We start from the raw sequence: 16,056 nt of genomic DNA on the forward strand, positions 1-16,056 counted from the left end.
TCACCGCGGCGCCCACGGCGCAAACGGGCCGGGGGCCGGCCCGCACGATGCCCCGGGCGGCAGCCGGACCCGCAGGCCCGGCCACCGCCCAGGGCCCCCAGCCCCGCCCCCCGTCCCGGGGCCGACCCGCCCCGCGCCCCAAAAACCCGGCCTCCCGGCCACGGCCCCGGCCCCGGCCTTCCGGCCCCGGCCCCGGCCTTCCGGCCCCGGCCCCGGCCTTCCGGCCCCGGCCCCGGCCTTCCGGCCCCGGCCCCGGCCTCCCGGCCACGGCCTCCGCCCGCGGGTGGGCCGTGCCGTGTCGCCGCACGGGCCCGCCGCACGGGTCTGCCGCACGGGCCCGCCGCACGGTGCCGCACGGCCGGCCGCTCACGGGACGCTCGCGGGCTGTGTGAGGGCCGCACCGTGGTCCTGCGGCCGGCAGGGCGGCGGGGCGGGAGGGCGGTGGGTGGGGCGGGGCGGGGGCAAGGGGTGTGGGGTGTTCCTCGACCGGTACGTGAGTGCTCCTGTAGCGGTCTGCCGGACGGTGGCCCGAGGTCGGAAGGAGCGGACATGGGGCAACCGGAGAGCGCACTGCGGATCGTGCGCGGTGTGGCCGGCGAGGAGGAACTGGCCGCCGTCACCGTCGTGCTGTGCGCGGTGCTGGCCGCCCGGCGCGAGGACGGCGCCGGCGATGCGCCCGGTGCGCCGCCGGGCGGCGCGGCCGGGCCGGCGGCGGACGTCCCGCCGTGGCAGCCGGAGCGCTCCGCCGCGTCCTACCGCTCGCCCTACAACTGGCGCTAGGGCCGCCACCGCGCCGGCACCGGGTGCCGGCAGGCACGTTCATGGCTGATTCATGCGCGCAATCCCCACCCCCACTAAAAACCGCACGGACGGTTCGTTACGCTGGGGGTGGTCCGGCTGCGCCATGACGGAAGGGAGGCATCGTGACAGTCCTCAATGACGTTCCCCAGGTGTCCGCGCCGCTTTCGGGTGCGCAGGGCCGCGTGGCGGAGCTGCACGCGGTCCGGGCCCAGGCGCTGGCCGGGCCGGGGGAGAAGGCGACGGCGGCGCAGCACGCCAAGGGCAAGCTGACCGCGCGGGAGCGCATCGACCTGCTGCTGGACCCGGGTTCCTTCCAGGAGGTGGAGCAGCTGCGCCGGCACCGGGCGAGCGGGTTCGGGCTGGAGGCGAAGAAGCCGTACACCGACGGTGTCGTCACCGGCTGGGGCACGGTGGAGGGCCGCACCGTCTTCGTCTACGCGCACGACTTCAGGATCTTCGGCGGTGCGCTGGGCGAGGCCCACGCCACGAAGATCCACAAGATCATGGACATGGCCCTCGCGGCCGGTGCGCCGCTGGTCTCCCTCAACGACGGGGCGGGCGCCCGTATCCAGGAGGGCGTCTCGGCGCTGGCCGGCTACGGCGGCATCTTCCAGCGCAACACCAAGGCCTCGGGCGTCATCCCGCAGATCAGCGTGATGCTGGGCCCGTGCGCGGGCGGCGCGGCCTACAGCCCGGCGCTGACGGACTTCGTGTTCATGGTCCGCGACACCTCGCAGATGTTCATCACCGGCCCCGACGTGGTCAAGGCCGTCACCGGTGAGGAGATCACGCAGAACGGCCTGGGCGGCGCCGACGTGCACGCCGAGACCTCCGGCGTGGCGCACTTCGCCTACGACGACGAGGAGACCTGCCTCGCCGAGGTCCGCTACCTGCTGTCCCTGCTCCCGCAGAACAACCGGGAGTACCCGCCCTGCGCGCCGGGCTCGGATCCGGCCGACCGGCGCTGCGAGACGCTGCTGGACCTGGTCCCCGCCGACGGCAGCCGCCCCTACGACATGGGCGAGGTCATCGGGGAGATCGTCGACGACGGCGAGTTCCTGGAGGTCCACGAGCGCTGGGCCCGCAACATCATCTGCGCCCTGGGGCGCCTGGGCGGCCAGGCGGTGGGCATCATCGCCAACCAGCCCATGGCCCTGGCCGGCGTCCTGGACATCGAGGCGTCCGAGAAGGCCGCCCGTTTCGTGCAGATGTGCGACGCCTTCAACCTCCCCGTCGTCACCCTCGTGGACGTGCCCGGCTTCCTGCCCGGCGTCGACCAGGAGCACGGCGGCATCATCCGCCACGGCGCCAAGCTGCTGTACGCGTACTGCAACGCCACCGTGCCCCGCATCTCGCTGATCCTGCGCAAGGCCTACGGCGGCGCCTACATCGTCATGGACTCCCAGTCCACCGGCGCCGACCTCACCTTCGCCTGGCCGGCCAACGAGATCGCGGTGATGGGCGCCGAGGGCGCCGCCGGCGTCATCTTCCGCCGCCAGATCGCCGCCGCCGAGGACCCCGAGGCCATGCGCCAGAAGATGGTCAAGGAGTACAAGGCCGAGCTCATGCACCCCTACTACGCGGCCGAACGCGGCCTGGTCGACGACGTCATCGATCCCGCCGAGACCCGCGAGGTGCTCATCAGGTCCCTGGCGATGCTCCGCACCAAGCACGCCGACGTGCCGTCCCGGAAGCACGGCAACCCACCGCAGTGACGGAGCAGAAGATGGTCAGACAGGAACGTGCAGTGCGCACCCGCGAGGCGCTCATCCACTCGGCGGCCGAGGTCTTCCACCACGAAGGCTTCACCGCCGCCTCGCTCACCCTGATCAGTTCCAGGGCGGGCGTGAGCAACGGCGCACTGCACTTCCACTTCGCCAGCAAGGCGATCCTGGCCGACGCGGTCGAGGCGAGCGCGGCGGCCGTCCTGCAGACCATCACCACCCGCGGCAGGAAGACCCCCGCCACCGTGCAGCGCCTGGTCGACGCCACCCACGAACTCGCCTGCCGCCTGCAGCAGGACGTGGTCCTGCGGGCCGGCTTCGAACTGAGCGGGGAGGCCGGCCGGGTGGCCCGCACCGACCTGCGGCTGCGCTGGCACACCTGGGTACGGGCCATGGTCGAGAGCGCCGCCCGCCACGGGGAACTGCGCGAGAACGTGGCCCGGGAGGGCGTGGTGGCCGCCGTGGTCGCCGTCACCGTCGGCTTCGAGGTCCTGGGCACCCGCGACGACGTGTGGCTCTCACGGGCCACCGTCGCCCAGTTCTGGCGCCTCCTGCTGCCCGCACTCGTCCCCGCCCCCCTCCTGCCCGCCCTCGAAGCCGGCGGCTCCGCGCCCCGCTGACGCCCACCCCACCCCCCCTCCCCGCCCCCTCACCGCCCCGCAGCCCGGTGTCCGGCGGCCCGGTGTCCGGCGGCCCCGTGTCCGGCCCTGCCCGGCGCCCGCGGCCCCGCCCGCCCGCCCCGGGGGCGCCGCCCGGCCCGCCCCCCGGTGCAGCCCTGCCCGCGACCCGCCGCACCCGCCGGAACGCTGCCCCACCCCGCCCGACAGAGACCGCACGGTCTGTTATCAGGCGCCTGTCGGCGGGGCAACACCGCCACAACTCGCCCATACCCGTCCTGAAGGGGGCTTCTGCCGGTCCGGGAGTCCCCGTGGCCCCGGGCCGGATCCGGCGGAGTTTTTCGGCCAACGTCTCCCTTCGCTGGACAGGACGTGTTTTGGCCCCCCGGTGGCGCATCGTCGGCGGTCCGCCTGACGAGACCGCCTGCTCACGAAAGGGTCACGGGCAGGTGTTCGATCAGTGACTGACCGGATCCCGGCGGTAACCGGGCGCCCCGCTGAGCCCGCATTGACAAACCGACTGTGCTGTTTTTTTATCGGGTCTGGAGCCGCGTACCGGTTCCCGGTCACCGGGCGACGCAGCAGCGGACCACCCGGCCTGCGGTCTGACTCATGGGGGAAACGTGGACGTCGAAGTGCTGGGAACACTGTCGGTGCGCGAGCACGGGGTGCCGGTCGTGCCGACCGCCCCCAAACCGCGCCAGGTCTTGGCCCTGCTCGCCCTCAACGCCGACCAGGTGGTCCCCGTCAGCGCGCTCATCGACGAGCTGTGGGGCCAGCGCCCCCCGCGCAGCGCACGCACCACCCTGCAGACCTACGTGCTGCAGCTGCGCGAGCTGATCGCCGAGGCCCTCGCCCACGGACCCGACGAGCGCTGCACCGCCAAGGACATCCTGGCCACCGTCCCGGGCGGCTACCGCCTGCACACCCGCGGCGGCCACGTCGACTACCGGGAGTTCGACCAGCGCGCCGGAGCCGGCTACCGGGCCATGGACGCCGAGGACTACGCCGGCGCCGCCCGCCGGCTCGCCGACGCCCTGTCCCTGTGGAACGGCCACGCCCTGACCGACATCCAGGCCGGCCTCCTCATCGACACCGAGATCAAGCGCCTGGAAGAGGCCCGGCTGTGCGCACTGGACCAGCGCATCGAGGCCGACCTGCGCCTGGGCCGCCACCGCGAACTGCTGTCGGAACTGACGGTGCTGGTCAGCCAGTACCGCATGCACGAGAGCCTGCACGGACAGTTCATGCTGGCCCTGCACCGCTCCGGCCGGCGCGGCGAGGCCCTCAACGCCTACCAGCGCCTGCGCAGCACCCTCGTAAACGAACTGGGCCTGGAACCCTCCGCCGCTCTCAGCCGCCTGCAGCGCTCCATCCTCGTCGCCCGCCCCGAAGCCCCGGCCACCGCCACCGCCGCCCCTGCCGCCGGCACCGCCACCGGCACCGGGACAGCCACCGGCAGCCGGCTCGTCACCCGCTGACCCCCCGGGCCTCCCAGGCCCCCGGGCCTCCCGGGCCTCACAGGCCCCCGGGCCTCACAGGCCCCCGGGCCTCACAGGCCCCCGGGCCTCACAGGCCCCCGGGCCTCACAGGCCCCCGGGCCTCACAGGCCCCCGGGCCTCACAGGCCCCCGGGCCCACAGGCCCACAGGCCCCCGGGCCTCCCGGGCCCCAACAGCCCCCGGCGCAACGGGCTTTCGGTCCCGGGCCTTCCCGGCCTCACGTCCCCTACGGGTGGGCCGGGAGCCCGCAGACCGACGCCCCTGCCGGCGGCCAGGACCGCAGGGCTCCACGGGCGGCCGGGGCAGGCCCCCGCACACCACGTACCACCAGGGCCCCAGGGTCCACGGCTCCGCCAGGCCGCCAGTACTGACAGGATCATCGCTCCACCGGGGCCACCGGGGCCACCGGGGCCCCCGGGGGCACGGCTCCGCCAGGCCGCCAGTACTGACAGGGTCACCGCTCCAGCAGGCCACCGGGGTCCCGCAGGGCCCATGGCTCCAGCAGGCCACCGGCGTTCACCGGATCACGGCTGAAACGGCGCCGGCGCCCGCCGGGTCACGCCTCGCGCGGGCCGGACAGGCTCACGGGTTGCGGGCCGGCTCGTGGGCCGTGAGGCGGGCGAGGCGGGCCGACAGCTCGCCCTGTTCCCGGCGCAGCAGCTCCACCTGCCGGCGCACCCGGGCCAGTTCCGCGCCCAGCGCCCCCGCCCCCTCGGCCTCCGCCGGAGGCGGTGCCGGCGCCGGTGCCGCGTCGGCGGGGCCCGGCGGGTGCAGGGCCGCCTCCCGGCACCCGCGCAGCACCGCACCCGGCGCCACCCCCAGGTCACGGGCCAGCCGCCGGCGCGCCCGGTCGTAGGTGCCCAGCGCCTCCGCCCGCCGCCCCGCACCCAGCAGCGCCGCCATCAACTGTTCGTAGAACCGCTCCCGCAGCGGATGAACGGCCACCAGCTCCTGCAGCTCCCCGGTGATCTCCGCACCGCGGTTGGCCCGCAGACTGGCGTCGAACAGCAGCTCCCACGCCAGCAGCCGGCTCTCCTCCCACAGCGCCGCACCCGCCGAGCACACCGGCCCCTGCCCGCAGCCGTGCAGGGCAGGCCCCCGCCACAGCGCCAGAGCCTGCCGCAGCACATCCGCCGCCCGGCCCGGCGCCCTCGCCGCCAGCGTCCCCGCCCGCGCGGCCAGCCGCTCGAAACGCTGCGCGTCGGTGGCCGCGGACCCCAGCCGCAGGACGTAACCCGGCGGGCACGTCTGCACCCACCCCCCGGCCGGCGCCCCGCACGGGGACACGGGCGCCGCCAGCAGCCGCCGCAGCCGCGCCACATGGGCCTGCAGCGCGTTGGCGGCGTTCGCCGGGGGACACGCACCCCACAGCTCCTCCACCAGGCGCTCGCTGGGCACCACCTGGCCGGCCCGCACGATCAGCGCACCCAGCAGCGCCCGCTGCTTGGCGCCGGCGGGAACGATCCGCGCACCGGCCCGCTCGCCGTGAATCTGAACCGGCCCAAGAATCCGAAACTCCATCTCGCCCTTGCCCGGGAAACACCTCCGCCGCACCCGCCGACCCGGGGGCGCGGCCCTGATATTTCCCTCACGAATAGCAGATGCACTTCCTTGTGCCCGGACAGTAGCCGACCCCCGTTTTCGGCGCACGATTCCCCAGCCGCCCGCAAACCGGCATGGAAAAATCCTCGAGCAGCCACCCGCCACCCGCCACCGCCACCCGCCACCCGCCACCGCCACCCGCCACCCGCCACCCGGAGCGCCCCGCCCGCCCCCGGCGGGCGAGACGCCCGCAGCACCGCGGGGCACCCCGCCCCGCACCCCCACCGCACCGGCCGCCCCGCCCGCACCCCCGGCCACTCCCGCCCGCACCCCGGCCGCCCCCGGCCCGCACCCCCTGGCGCCCCCGCACGGCCCGGGCCCGGCACGAAAAAGGAAGCGCCCGCCGCACGGCCGTATACCGGGTGGCCGGAACGCTTTTACGTCGCCACTTGCCGTGCGGAACGAGACATACTCGAGCCGCTCTCGCGCCCCGGTGCAAGAAACGTCCGGTTCCTCTTGCCGCAGAGTGGCGGGAATGACACGGGAACGCGGAACGCGACAGTATCTAAACGCTCTATCAACGGCTCAGAACCGACCGCCCTGACAACTTGCGGAGGGAATCGTGAAAATACAAGTCCTGGGTGCGTTGAACGCCGAATTCAATGGAATCTCGGTCGTGCCCACCGCAGGCAAGCCCCGGCAGATCCTGTCGCTGCTCGCCCTGTGCCCCGGCCGGGTCGTACCGGTCCCCACCCTCATGGAGGAGATCTGGGGCACCGAACTGCCGCAGAGCTCGATGACCACCCTGCAGACCTACATCCTCCAGCTGCGCCGCCTGCTGGGCACCGCCATGGGCCCGGACGTGCCGGGCTCGGCCAAGGACGTCCTCGCCACCCGCTACGGCGGCTACCTGCTGCAGGTACCCGCCGAGGCGGTCGACGCCTTCCAGTACGAACGCCTCGTCCAGGAAGGACGCCAGGCCTTCGAGGACGGCGAGGACGAACGCGCCGCGGCGGTGCTGCGCACGGCCCTGGACCTGTGGGACGGGCCCGCCCTGGTCGACGTACGGGTGGGACCCATCCTGGAGATCGAGGTGATGCGCCTGGAACAGAGCCGCCTGGTCACCCGCGAACGCCGCATCGACGCCGAACTGCGCCTGGGCCGGCACGTGGAGCTCATCGCCGAACTCACCGACCTGGTCGCCCGCCACCCCCAGCACGAAGGACTGCACTCCCAGGCGATGGTGGCCCTGTACCGCTCGGGGCGCCAGGCCGCCGCACTCGACGTCTACCGCAGACTGCGCCAGCGTCTCATCGAGGAACTCGGCGTCGAACCCTCCCCGCAACTGCAGCGGCTGCACCAGGCGATGCTCGCCGTCGACCCGCAGCTGGACGTCGCCGCCGGAGCCCGCCGCTCCTCGACGTTCGACCTGTACGCGGCATGACACCCCGTCCGCCGCGCACGGCACGGCCCGCCGGCCGCCCCCGGACCGCCCGGGGCGCCGGGTCGAGCGCCGCACGAGCCGCCGGGGCGAGGCTCACCCCGCACCCCGGCCCCCACCCGCTCCCGCTGCCGGGCCCGCAAGCGGGGGCGGGCCCGGCAGCCGCAGCGGGCCCGGGCCCGGGGGCGGGGGCGGGGGCGGGGGAGAGGCAGGAACCGGACAGCACACCCCACCCCACCGTGCCCGCACCCCACCGCACCGTGCACGCACCCCACCGAACCGTGCCCGCATCCCACCGCACCGTGCCCGGGCCCCGCCCGCCGCACCCCGGGCCCGGCCGCTCACGAGGAAGGCGACGGATGGCTTCGAGTTCCAAGGCCCGCCAGGAAGGGCCCGCCCGGGTCACCCTGGCCTGCCTCGCCCACGCCGGCGCCGGCGTGGCCAGCTACCGCGGCTGGGGCACAGCGGTCGGCGACGGCGTCGACGTGCACGCCCTGCCGCTGCCCGGCCGCGAGGCCCGCCGCCGCGAGCCCCGCCTGAGCGGCCGCACCGAACTGCTGGCCGACCTGATGCCCGGCCTGCTCGCCACCGCCCGCCGCGGCCCCTACGCCCTGTACGGGCACAGCATGGGCGCCCTGGTCGGCTACACCCTCACCCGGGCCCTGGCCGACGCCGGCGCGCCGCCGCTGTTCCTGGCGGTGGGCGCCTGCCCGCCCCCGCACACCACCACCGCCCTGGTCGACGGCGCGGACCTGCCCGACGAGGACCTGCTGCCCCTGCTCGACAGCATCGGCTCGCTGCCGCCGGGCGCCTCCGCCTCCCCCGGCGGGCTGTGGCGGCGTACCTTCCTGCCCGTCCTGCGCGACGACCTGCGCCTGGCCAAGTCCCTGCGCAACGCCGCCCTGGACCCGGTCACCGGAGGCCCCGTGGACGTCCCCGTCCTCGTCTTCGCCGGCAGCGACGACCCGCTGGCCGCCCCCGCCGCACTGCGGCACTGGCAGCAGTGGACCACCGACCTGATCGAACTGCACACCGTCGCCGGCGGCCACTTCTTCGCCAGCTCCCCGGGCCTGGCCCGGCACGTGGGCCGCGCCTGCCGCGCCCACAGCAGCGCCGCCGCGGCCGGAGGCGGCCGGTGAGACGCGTCGTGATCACCGGCATCGGAGTCGTCGCCCCGGGCGGGGTGGGCACCCGGAACTTCTGGAACCTGCTCACCGACGGCCGCACCGCCACCCGCCCCCTGACCCTCTTCGACGCCTCCGCCTACCGCTCCCGCATCGCCGCCGAGGTCGACTTCGACGCCGCCGCCCACGGCTTCGCCTTCGCCGACACCGAACACCTGGACCGCATCACCCAGTTCGCGCTCGTCGCCGCCCGCGAAGCCCTCACCGACAGCGGCGCGGGCGACCACCTCGCCCGCGACCCGCTGCGCTGCGCGGTCAGCCTGGGCACCGCGATCGGCTGCACCACCGCCCTGGCCACCCAGTACGCCGTCCTCAGCGACTGCGGCAACACCACCGACCTCGACCACACCGCGGCCGCCGCGTCCCTCTACGACTACTTCGTCCCCAGCTCGCTTGCGGCCGCCCTCGCCCGCGACTGCGGCGCCCAGGGACCCGTCGGCCTCGTCTCCAGCGGCTGCACCTCCGGCCTGGACGCCGTCGCCCACGGCGCCGACCTCATCCGCGAGGGCAGCACCGACCTGGCCGTCGTCGGCGGCGCCGAAGCACCCATCGCCCCCATCACCATGGCCTGCTTCGACCGCATCCGCCTCACCAGCAGCCGCAACGACGACCCCGCCACCGCCAGCCGCCCCTTCGACCGCACCCGCGACGGCTTCGTCCTGGGCGAAGGCGCGGCCGTCCTGGTCCTGGAGGAACAGGAACACGCCCGCCGGCGCGGCGCCGCCCCCTACGCCGAACTGGCCGCCACCGCCGCCCACAGCAGCGCCCACCACATGACCGCACTGCGCCCCGGCGCCCAGGAGATGGCCGCCGCCATCCGCGCCGCACTGGACCGCGCACGGCTCAACCCCGCCGACATCGACTACATCAGCGCCCACGGCGCCGGCACCCGCCACAACGACCGCCACGAGACCCACGCCTTCAAAGCCGGCCTGGGCCACCACGCCCACCGGGTGCCCGTCAGCTCCATCAAATCGATGATCGGCCACGCCCTGGGCGCCGCCGGCGCCCTCGACCTGGCCTCCGGCGCCCTGGCCATCCGCCACGGCGTCGTCCCCCCCACCGCCAACCTCCACGAACCCGACCCCACCTGCGACCTGGACTACACCCCGCTCATCGCCCGCCAGCAGCGCACCCACACCGTCCTGAGCGTCGCCAGCGGATTCGGCGGCTTCCACACCGCCGCCGTCCTCACCCGCCCCCACCTGGGGCAGGCGGCATGAACCACGCCCCCGGCCCCCGCCCGCACCGTACCGGCCCGCCCCGCCCCCACCAGGTACTGGTCACCGGCATCGGCATCGTGGCCCCCAACGGCCTGGGCGCCCCCGCCTACTGGGACGCCCTGCTCACCGGCCGCAGCGGCATCGGCCCCCTCACCCGCTTCGACGCCTCCTCCTACCCCGTGCGCATCGCCGGCGAGATCACCGCCTTCACCGACGCCGACCACATCCCCAGCACCCTGCTGCCCTCCACCGACCGCAGCACCCGCCTGGCCCTGGCCGCCGCCCGCGAAGCCCTCGACGACGCCGGCACCGACCCCGACGACCAGGCCCTGCACCAGGCCGGGGTCATGACCGCCAGCTCCGCCGGCGGCGCCGAGTACGGACAACGCGGCCTGGCCGCCCTGTGGAGCAAGGGCGCCGCACACGTCAGCGTCTACCAGTCCTTCGCCTCCTTCCACGCCGCCGCCCCCGCCCAGATCTCCATCCGCCACCGGCTGCGCGGCCACGGCTCCGCCCTCATCAGCGAACAGGCCGGCGGCATCGACGCCCTCGCCCGCGCCCGCCGCCACATCCAGGGCGGCGCCCCCCTCATGGTCACCGGCGGCATCGACTCGACCCTGTGCCCCTGGGGCTGGGCCGCCCACCTCGCCGACGGCCGCCTCAGCCCCCACCCCGACCCCGCCCGCGCCTACCGGCCCTTCGACACCGACGCCGACGGCCACACCGTCGGTGAAGGCGGCGCCCTGCTGGTCCTGGAGGACGCACGCCGCGCCCGCCGCCGCGGCGCCACCGGCTACGGCACCGTCGCCGGCTGCGCCGCCACCTTCGACGGCCCCGGCCGGCCCCGCCTGCGCGAAGCCGCCGAACTCGCCCTCGCCCAGGCCGGCCTGACCCCCGCACAGATCGGCGTCGTCTTCGCCGACGGCGCCGGCGAACGCGCCGCCGACCGCACCGAGAGCCACGCCCTGACCACCCTGTTCGGGCCCTACGGCGTCCCCGTCACCGTGCCCAAGACGATGACCGGACGCCTGGGCGCCGGAGGCGCCGCCCTGGACCTGGCCACCGCCCTGCTCACTCTGGCCGCAAGGATCGTGCCGCCCACCACCGGCACCGCACACCTCGCCGACGACTGCCCCCTGGACCTCGTCACCACCCCCCGCCCCCTGCCCCACCTGAAGACCGCCCTCGTCCTGGCCCGCGGACGCGGCGGCTTCAACTCCGCCGCCGTACTCCAAGCCCCCACCCCCTGACTCCCAACCCCCAACCCCCAACCCCCGGCCCCCCGGCCCAACGTCCTCCGGCCCAACGTCCTCCGGCCCAACGTCCTCCGGGCCACCGCACCGGCGGCGGGCCCTCGGGAGCCCTGGAGGGGCAGGCCGCACGGGGCCCGGGAGCGGCCCGCACGGGGCCCGCGGCCGGGGGCTAGGCCGCGCCGCGGTCCCTGCCGGAGCGGCGGCCGCCCAGCTCACGGGCCAGCCGCCGCTCCAACGGCGTCAACGGCACATCACCGCGCACCCGTTCGGGATGACCCGGCGGCGGCTGCTGCCACACCTCCCGCGGGCGCACCTCCTCATAGGGCGCCGTCTCCCCGCCGATGCACAGCCGCCCGTAGGTGACCAGCCCCTCCCACAGACCGCGCACGAACCGGCGCGGACGAAAGCGCCGACGAAAGAACCCCACCCCGCCACCTCCCTGTCCCACCGCATCCCCCGTGACCGGCGCGCCGCCCCCCGGGGGAGGGGACGGGCGGCGCACCACCGGCCGCCACCGTCCGCCCGCCCCCTCAAGCGCTCCCCGCGCGCCACTGGAGCAGGAGCACCGGCACACCCCCCGCCCCGCGCGGCCCGCGCGGCGACCTGCTCCAGAGGGATTCGAGCCGGGCCCGGGCCGATCCCGAGCGGTTCCGGACAGGGTCGACGAAGAGCCGCAGCACAACGGGCCGCCGCGCCCGCCCCCGCAGGACCGCGGCATGCGCGGTCGGCCAGGGACCCGGCACGGCGGCGACGCCTTGGACGACGGAGGGTGTGGACGATGCCGGATGCGCGAGTGCACCGCAGTGCCTGTGAAGTGAACGTTCCGGCCCCGGCCGGAGTGCTGTACGGCCTGATAGCGGACGCCACCGTGTGGCCGCTGTTCTTCTCCCCGTGCCTGCACGTCGAACAGCTCGACTTCGACGGCACCCGCGAGAGACTGCGCATGTGGGCACTGGCCGGCGACCGCGTCAGCTCCTGGGTCTCCCACCGGCACCTGGACGTGGCGGCCCACCGCGTCCGCTTCCGCCAGGAACTGCCCTCACGCCCCATCGAGTCGATGAGCGGCACATGGAGCGTGCACACGGCCGGCGAAGTCAGCCGGGTACGCCTGGAACACGCCTTCACCGTCACCGGCGACGACCCCGCCCACGCCGCCTGGGCCCTGCAGGTCACCCGCGCCAACAGCCGCGCCCAGCTCGACGGCCTGGCCCGCCTCGCCCAGCGCTGGACCCACCTGGACGACCTCACCCTCACCTTCGAGGACACCGTCAGGATCAAAGCACCCGCCGAGCTGGTCCTGGACTTCCTCTACCGCGCCGGGGACTGGCCCCAGGAACTGGCCTACACCCGCCCGGTGAGCGTGCTGGAGGACACCCCCGGCATCCAGACCCTCGCCCTGGACGGCCACGCCGCCACCGGCACCCGCGCCGTACGCATCAGCTTCCCCGGCGCCGGCCGCCTCGTGCACAAGCACCTGCACCCCCGCACCCCCCTGGCCGCCTACACCGGCGAATGGTCCCTGGACCCCCACCCCGCCGGAGTGGACGTGAGCGTGCGCCACAACGTGCTGCTCAGCGACGACGCCACCGGCCCCGACACCGCCCGCCGCGTGCAGGACGAACTGTCCCGCACCGCACGGCACGTCCTCGAACACGCCACCCGCCACGCCAGCGGCGCGGTAAGGGCCCTGTGACCGCCCCGGCCGGCCCGGCCCCCACCGGCACCGCAGACCGCACCCCCCACCCCGGCCCCCTCCCGCCCCCCGCACCCGCACCCGCACCCGCGCCTGCCGGTGCCCGGCACGGCTCGGCGCCGGCACACGACAAGGGCGAACCCGCCCGCGCCGCCCGGCTGGAGGCCGCCCTCGGCGACCCCTTCGACCCCCGAAACCCGAACGGACACCTGGCCCTGGTCCGCGCCGACGACGCCCGCCACAGCCCCCACGCCACCGAGGCCCTGCTCGCCCGCCACCGGCTCAGCGCCGAATTCGTCCCCCACGACCTCGGCGGCCGCCTCACCGACCTCGAACAACTCGCCCGCGTGCTGCGCCCCCTCTTCCGCCGCGACCTCGCCGCCGGCTACGGCTTCGGCGTCACCTCCCTGTTCGCCGCCTCCTCGGTGTGGACCGCCGGCGACCCGGCCCAGCGCACCGCCCTGGCCGGCGTCCTGCTCGGCGGCGGCCGCGCCGCGATCGTGCACCGCGAGGTCGCCCACGCCAACGCCATCCTGCGCCGCGAGGTCGCCGCCACCCCCGCCCCCGGCGGCGGCCACCTCCTCAACGGCAGCAAGGACGCGGTCATGAACGCCGACCGCACCGACACCTTCGTCGTCTACGCCCGCACCTCCCCGGGCCACGGACCCCACAGCCACTCCGTGTTCCTGCTGACCGGACCACCCGAGCGCGGCCAGGTCCAGCGCCTTCCCCGCGTCCAGATGCCCGGCATGCGCGGAGCCCGCTTCTCGGGCCTGCGCCTGAGCGACGTGCACCTGCCCGACAGCGCCCTGGTCGGCACCCCGGGCCAGGGCATCACCCTGGCCCTGCGCAGCTTCCAGATCAGCCACTGCCTCATCCCCGGCACCGTCCTGGCCGGCGTCGACGGCGTCCTGCGCCTGGCCGTCCGCGCCGCCACCGAGCACCGCCCCGGCCACCAGCCCGCCCGCCGCTGGCACAAAGCCCTCAGCGGAGTCTTCGCGGACCTGCTGGCCTGCGACGCCATGGCCGTCACCGCCCTGCGCGCTCTCAGCCTCGCCCCCAAAGACGCCTACCTCCTGGCCGCCGCCGTCAAATACACCATGCCCGACCTGCTGCGCGAGGACCTGGAGGAACTCGCCGCCGTCCTGGGCGCCCGCGGCTACGACCGCGGACCGCTGTACGGCGGCTTCCAGAAACTGGCCCGGGACCTGCCCGTGGCCGGCCTGGGACACTCCGGAACAGCCGTCTGCCAGGCCGTCCTGGTCCCGCAACTGGCCGCCCTGGCCCGCACCGCCTGGTTCCGCTCCGCCGAAGGGCCCGCCGAGCTCTTCACCCCCGGCGCGCCCCTGCCGCCCCTGGACCACACCCGGCTCACCCACTCGGGCACCGGCGACCTCCTGGCCGCCACCCTCATCGCCGCCGCCGAACGCCTCAGCACCCACAGCGCCGGGCCCCTGCACACCACCCTGGCCACCCTCGCCCGCACCCTCGTGGCGGAACTGCGCACCCTGCGCGACCGCTGCGCCCAGCTGCCCGCCTCCAGCACCGCCGTCGACCCCCTGGCCTGCGCCCTGGCCGACCGCTACGCCCTGCTGCTGTCCGCCGCCGCCTGCCTGGGCGTCTTCGAGGGCCAAACCGGCCACGACACCTTCCTCGCCGACCCCGCCTGGGCGGTCCTCGCCCTCAGCCGCATCGCCCGCCGGCTCGGCGCCCCGGTACCCGACCTGCCGCCCCAGGCCCAGCAGACCGTCCTGGCCGAAGCCCTGGACCGCTGCCGCCACGGACACAGTCTCGACCTGTACGCCACCGCCCTGGCCCACTGAACACCCCACCCCCCACCCGCACTTCACGCACCCCGGCCGCCACCGGCCGGGGAGCCGGCCGCACGGCCGGCCGCCCCGGCCCAGCCCGAGGCGGCCGGCGCGAGCACTCACACGCAGGGAGACGACGATGGACCGGGTCACGTGCGCCGTGCCCCTCCACGTGCCACGGCCCACCGGGCCCTGGCCCGGGGTACGGGAGAACCTCGCCACCCTCGGCAACGCGCTGGTCTGCACGACCTGGAGCGAATGGCTGCCCAGCGTGCTCACCACCCGGCGCCTGCCGCAACTGCTCGGCGCCGACTGGCCCCGCTACCGCCGCACCCCCGACGCGGCGGTCCGCTACCGCTTCGCCGCCTCCCGGCTGCTGATCAAGAACACCGCCGCCGCCGCCCTGGCCGTCCCGCCCGAACACCTCGACCTCGCCTACCGGCTGGGCGGACGCCCCTACCTGCGCGGCTTCGACCAGATCGAACTGAGCCTGAGCCACACCGGCGACCTGATCGCCGTCGGCCTCAGCCGCACCGGCCGCATCGGCGTGGACGTCGAGCCCGCCCAGCGCCCCCTGCGCCTGGACCTGCTCCAGCGCCAGGTCCTCACCCCCGCCGAGGCACGGGAACTGGACCTGCTGCCCGCCGGCCGACGCGCCGCCCGCGTCCTGCGCCTGTGGACCCAGAAAGAGGCCTACAGCAAAGCCCTCGGCCAGGGACTGCGCCTGGGCTTCAAGGAGTTCGGCTTCAGCGGCGGCCGGCTGTGCGCCCCCGACGGCACCCCCGTCACGGGCGGCGAATGGGGCTTCGCCACCTACCCCGTCATGGACCGCTACCTGCTCAGCGTCGCCTGCCACGACGCCGGCCTCAGCACCGCCGACGACACCTCCGCCACCACCATGCTCGACGAGGGCTTCCTCGCCGCCATGACCGACACCGCCCCACCCGACTGACCCCCGCCCCCCACCCACCCGCCACCCCCGGCCACCACCCCACACCGCCCCCGCCGGGCCCACCACCCCCGCCGCCTCGCACCCCCGGCCGGGACCAGCACCCAGAGCGCTCAACACCCCGCCGCGCAGCACCGTCGGACTCACCCCCGCAGGCCGCCCAACACCCGTAGGCGGCCCCACACCCGCAGGCCGCCCGGCAATCCGGTCCCCGGCCCCCGGCCGGTCCCCGGCCCCCGGCCGGTCCCCGGCCCCCGGCCGGTCCCCGGCCCCCGGCCGGTCCCCGGCCCCCGGCCGGTCCCCGGCCCCCGGCCGGT

At 75.7% G+C, this 16,056-nt stretch carries 13 protein-coding genes; 11 read left to right on the top strand and 2 right to left on the bottom strand.

Annotated elements, in window-relative coordinates; genetic code table 11:
- The first annotated feature begins 549 nt into the window (after positions 1–549).
- The 4 genes from ACGF5T_RS33185 (at position 550) to ACGF5T_RS33200 (ending at position 4,623) form a co-directional block, all read left to right on the top strand.
- The gene (locus ACGF5T_RS33185; RefSeq protein ID WP_361019116.1) at positions 550–780 is read left to right on the top strand and encodes a hypothetical protein; all 231 of its coding nucleotides are present in this window, start codon (positions 550–552) and stop codon (positions 778–780) included.
- A 143-nt stretch (positions 781–923) separates the two neighbouring features.
- Entirely contained in the window at positions 924–2,516 is a 1,593-nt protein-coding gene (locus ACGF5T_RS33190) for an acyl-CoA carboxylase subunit beta (RefSeq protein WP_356612503.1), read from the top strand.
- 11 nt (positions 2,517–2,527) lie between these two features.
- Complete coding sequence (locus ACGF5T_RS33195; RefSeq protein WP_366768374.1) at positions 2,528–3,145, top strand: ScbR family autoregulator-binding transcription factor; 618 nt, start codon at positions 2,528–2,530, stop codon at positions 3,143–3,145.
- 620 nt (positions 3,146–3,765) lie between these two features.
- Positions 3,766–4,623 carry an AfsR/SARP family transcriptional regulator gene (locus ACGF5T_RS33200; RefSeq protein ID WP_356612499.1) on the top strand — a complete coding sequence of 286 codons (858 nt, stop codon included), beginning with the start codon at positions 3,766–3,768 and terminating at the stop codon, positions 4,621–4,623.
- Between the two features lie 602 nt (positions 4,624–5,225).
- On the opposite strand, the gene ACGF5T_RS33205 is transcribed toward ACGF5T_RS33200, so the two are convergent.
- Positions 5,226–6,164, bottom strand: coding sequence for an AfsR/SARP family transcriptional regulator (locus ACGF5T_RS33205; RefSeq protein ID WP_366768373.1), 939 nt, complete (start codon positions 6,162–6,164; stop codon positions 5,226–5,228).
- A gap of 643 nt (positions 6,165–6,807) precedes the next feature.
- On the opposite strand from ACGF5T_RS33205, the gene ACGF5T_RS33210 reads away from it, so the two are divergent.
- The 4 genes from ACGF5T_RS33210 to ACGF5T_RS33225 all read left to right on the top strand — a co-directional run bounded on the left by ACGF5T_RS33210 (position 6,808) and on the right by ACGF5T_RS33225 (position 11,283).
- Positions 6,808–7,629 carry an AfsR/SARP family transcriptional regulator gene (locus ACGF5T_RS33210; RefSeq protein ID WP_356612497.1) on the top strand — a complete coding sequence of 274 codons (822 nt, stop codon included), beginning with the start codon at positions 6,808–6,810 and terminating at the stop codon, positions 7,627–7,629.
- A gap of 356 nt (positions 7,630–7,985) precedes the next feature.
- The gene (locus ACGF5T_RS33215) at positions 7,986–8,765 is read left to right on the top strand and encodes an alpha/beta fold hydrolase (protein WP_356612496.1); all 780 of its coding nucleotides are present in this window, start codon (positions 7,986–7,988) and stop codon (positions 8,763–8,765) included.
- Complete coding sequence (locus ACGF5T_RS33220; protein WP_366768372.1) at positions 8,762–10,033, top strand: beta-ketoacyl-[acyl-carrier-protein] synthase family protein; 1,272 nt, start codon at positions 8,762–8,764, stop codon at positions 10,031–10,033. Before ACGF5T_RS33215 ends, ACGF5T_RS33220 begins: the two co-directional genes overlap by 4 nt.
- Positions 10,030–11,283 (top strand): beta-ketoacyl synthase N-terminal-like domain-containing protein, encoded by a 1,254-nt coding sequence (locus tag ACGF5T_RS33225; RefSeq protein ID WP_366768371.1) that lies wholly within the window; start codon positions 10,030–10,032, stop codon positions 11,281–11,283. The genes ACGF5T_RS33220 and ACGF5T_RS33225 overlap by 4 nt, the downstream gene beginning before the upstream one ends.
- 172 nt (positions 11,284–11,455) lie before the next feature.
- Here the strand turns inward: ACGF5T_RS33225 and ACGF5T_RS33230 are convergent, their stop codons facing one another.
- Positions 11,456–11,713: a DUF6059 family protein gene (locus ACGF5T_RS33230; protein WP_356612492.1), complete on the bottom strand. Its 258-nt coding sequence runs from the start codon at positions 11,711–11,713 to the stop codon at positions 11,456–11,458.
- 351 nt (positions 11,714–12,064) lie between these two features.
- Here ACGF5T_RS33230 and ACGF5T_RS33235 point away from each other — a divergent pair, with 351 nt between their 5' ends.
- From ACGF5T_RS33235 to ACGF5T_RS33245, 3 genes are all read left to right on the top strand, one after another.
- The gene (locus ACGF5T_RS33235) at positions 12,065–12,979 is read left to right on the top strand and encodes an SRPBCC family protein (RefSeq protein WP_356612490.1); all 915 of its coding nucleotides are present in this window, start codon (positions 12,065–12,067) and stop codon (positions 12,977–12,979) included.
- Positions 12,976–14,802 (top strand): acyl-CoA dehydrogenase, encoded by a 1,827-nt coding sequence (locus tag ACGF5T_RS33240; protein ID WP_366768370.1) that lies wholly within the window; start codon positions 12,976–12,978, stop codon positions 14,800–14,802. Before ACGF5T_RS33235 ends, ACGF5T_RS33240 begins: the two co-directional genes overlap by 4 nt.
- A 127-nt stretch (positions 14,803–14,929) precedes the next feature.
- The gene (locus ACGF5T_RS33245; RefSeq protein ID WP_356612487.1) at positions 14,930–15,742 is read left to right on the top strand and encodes a 4'-phosphopantetheinyl transferase superfamily protein; all 813 of its coding nucleotides are present in this window, start codon (positions 14,930–14,932) and stop codon (positions 15,740–15,742) included.
- Positions 15,743–16,056 lie beyond the last annotated feature (314 nt).

It is taken from the genome of Streptomyces sp. NPDC047853 (genome assembly GCF_043204535.1).
Classification (GTDB): Bacteria; Actinomycetota; Actinomycetes; order Streptomycetales; family Streptomycetaceae; genus Streptomyces.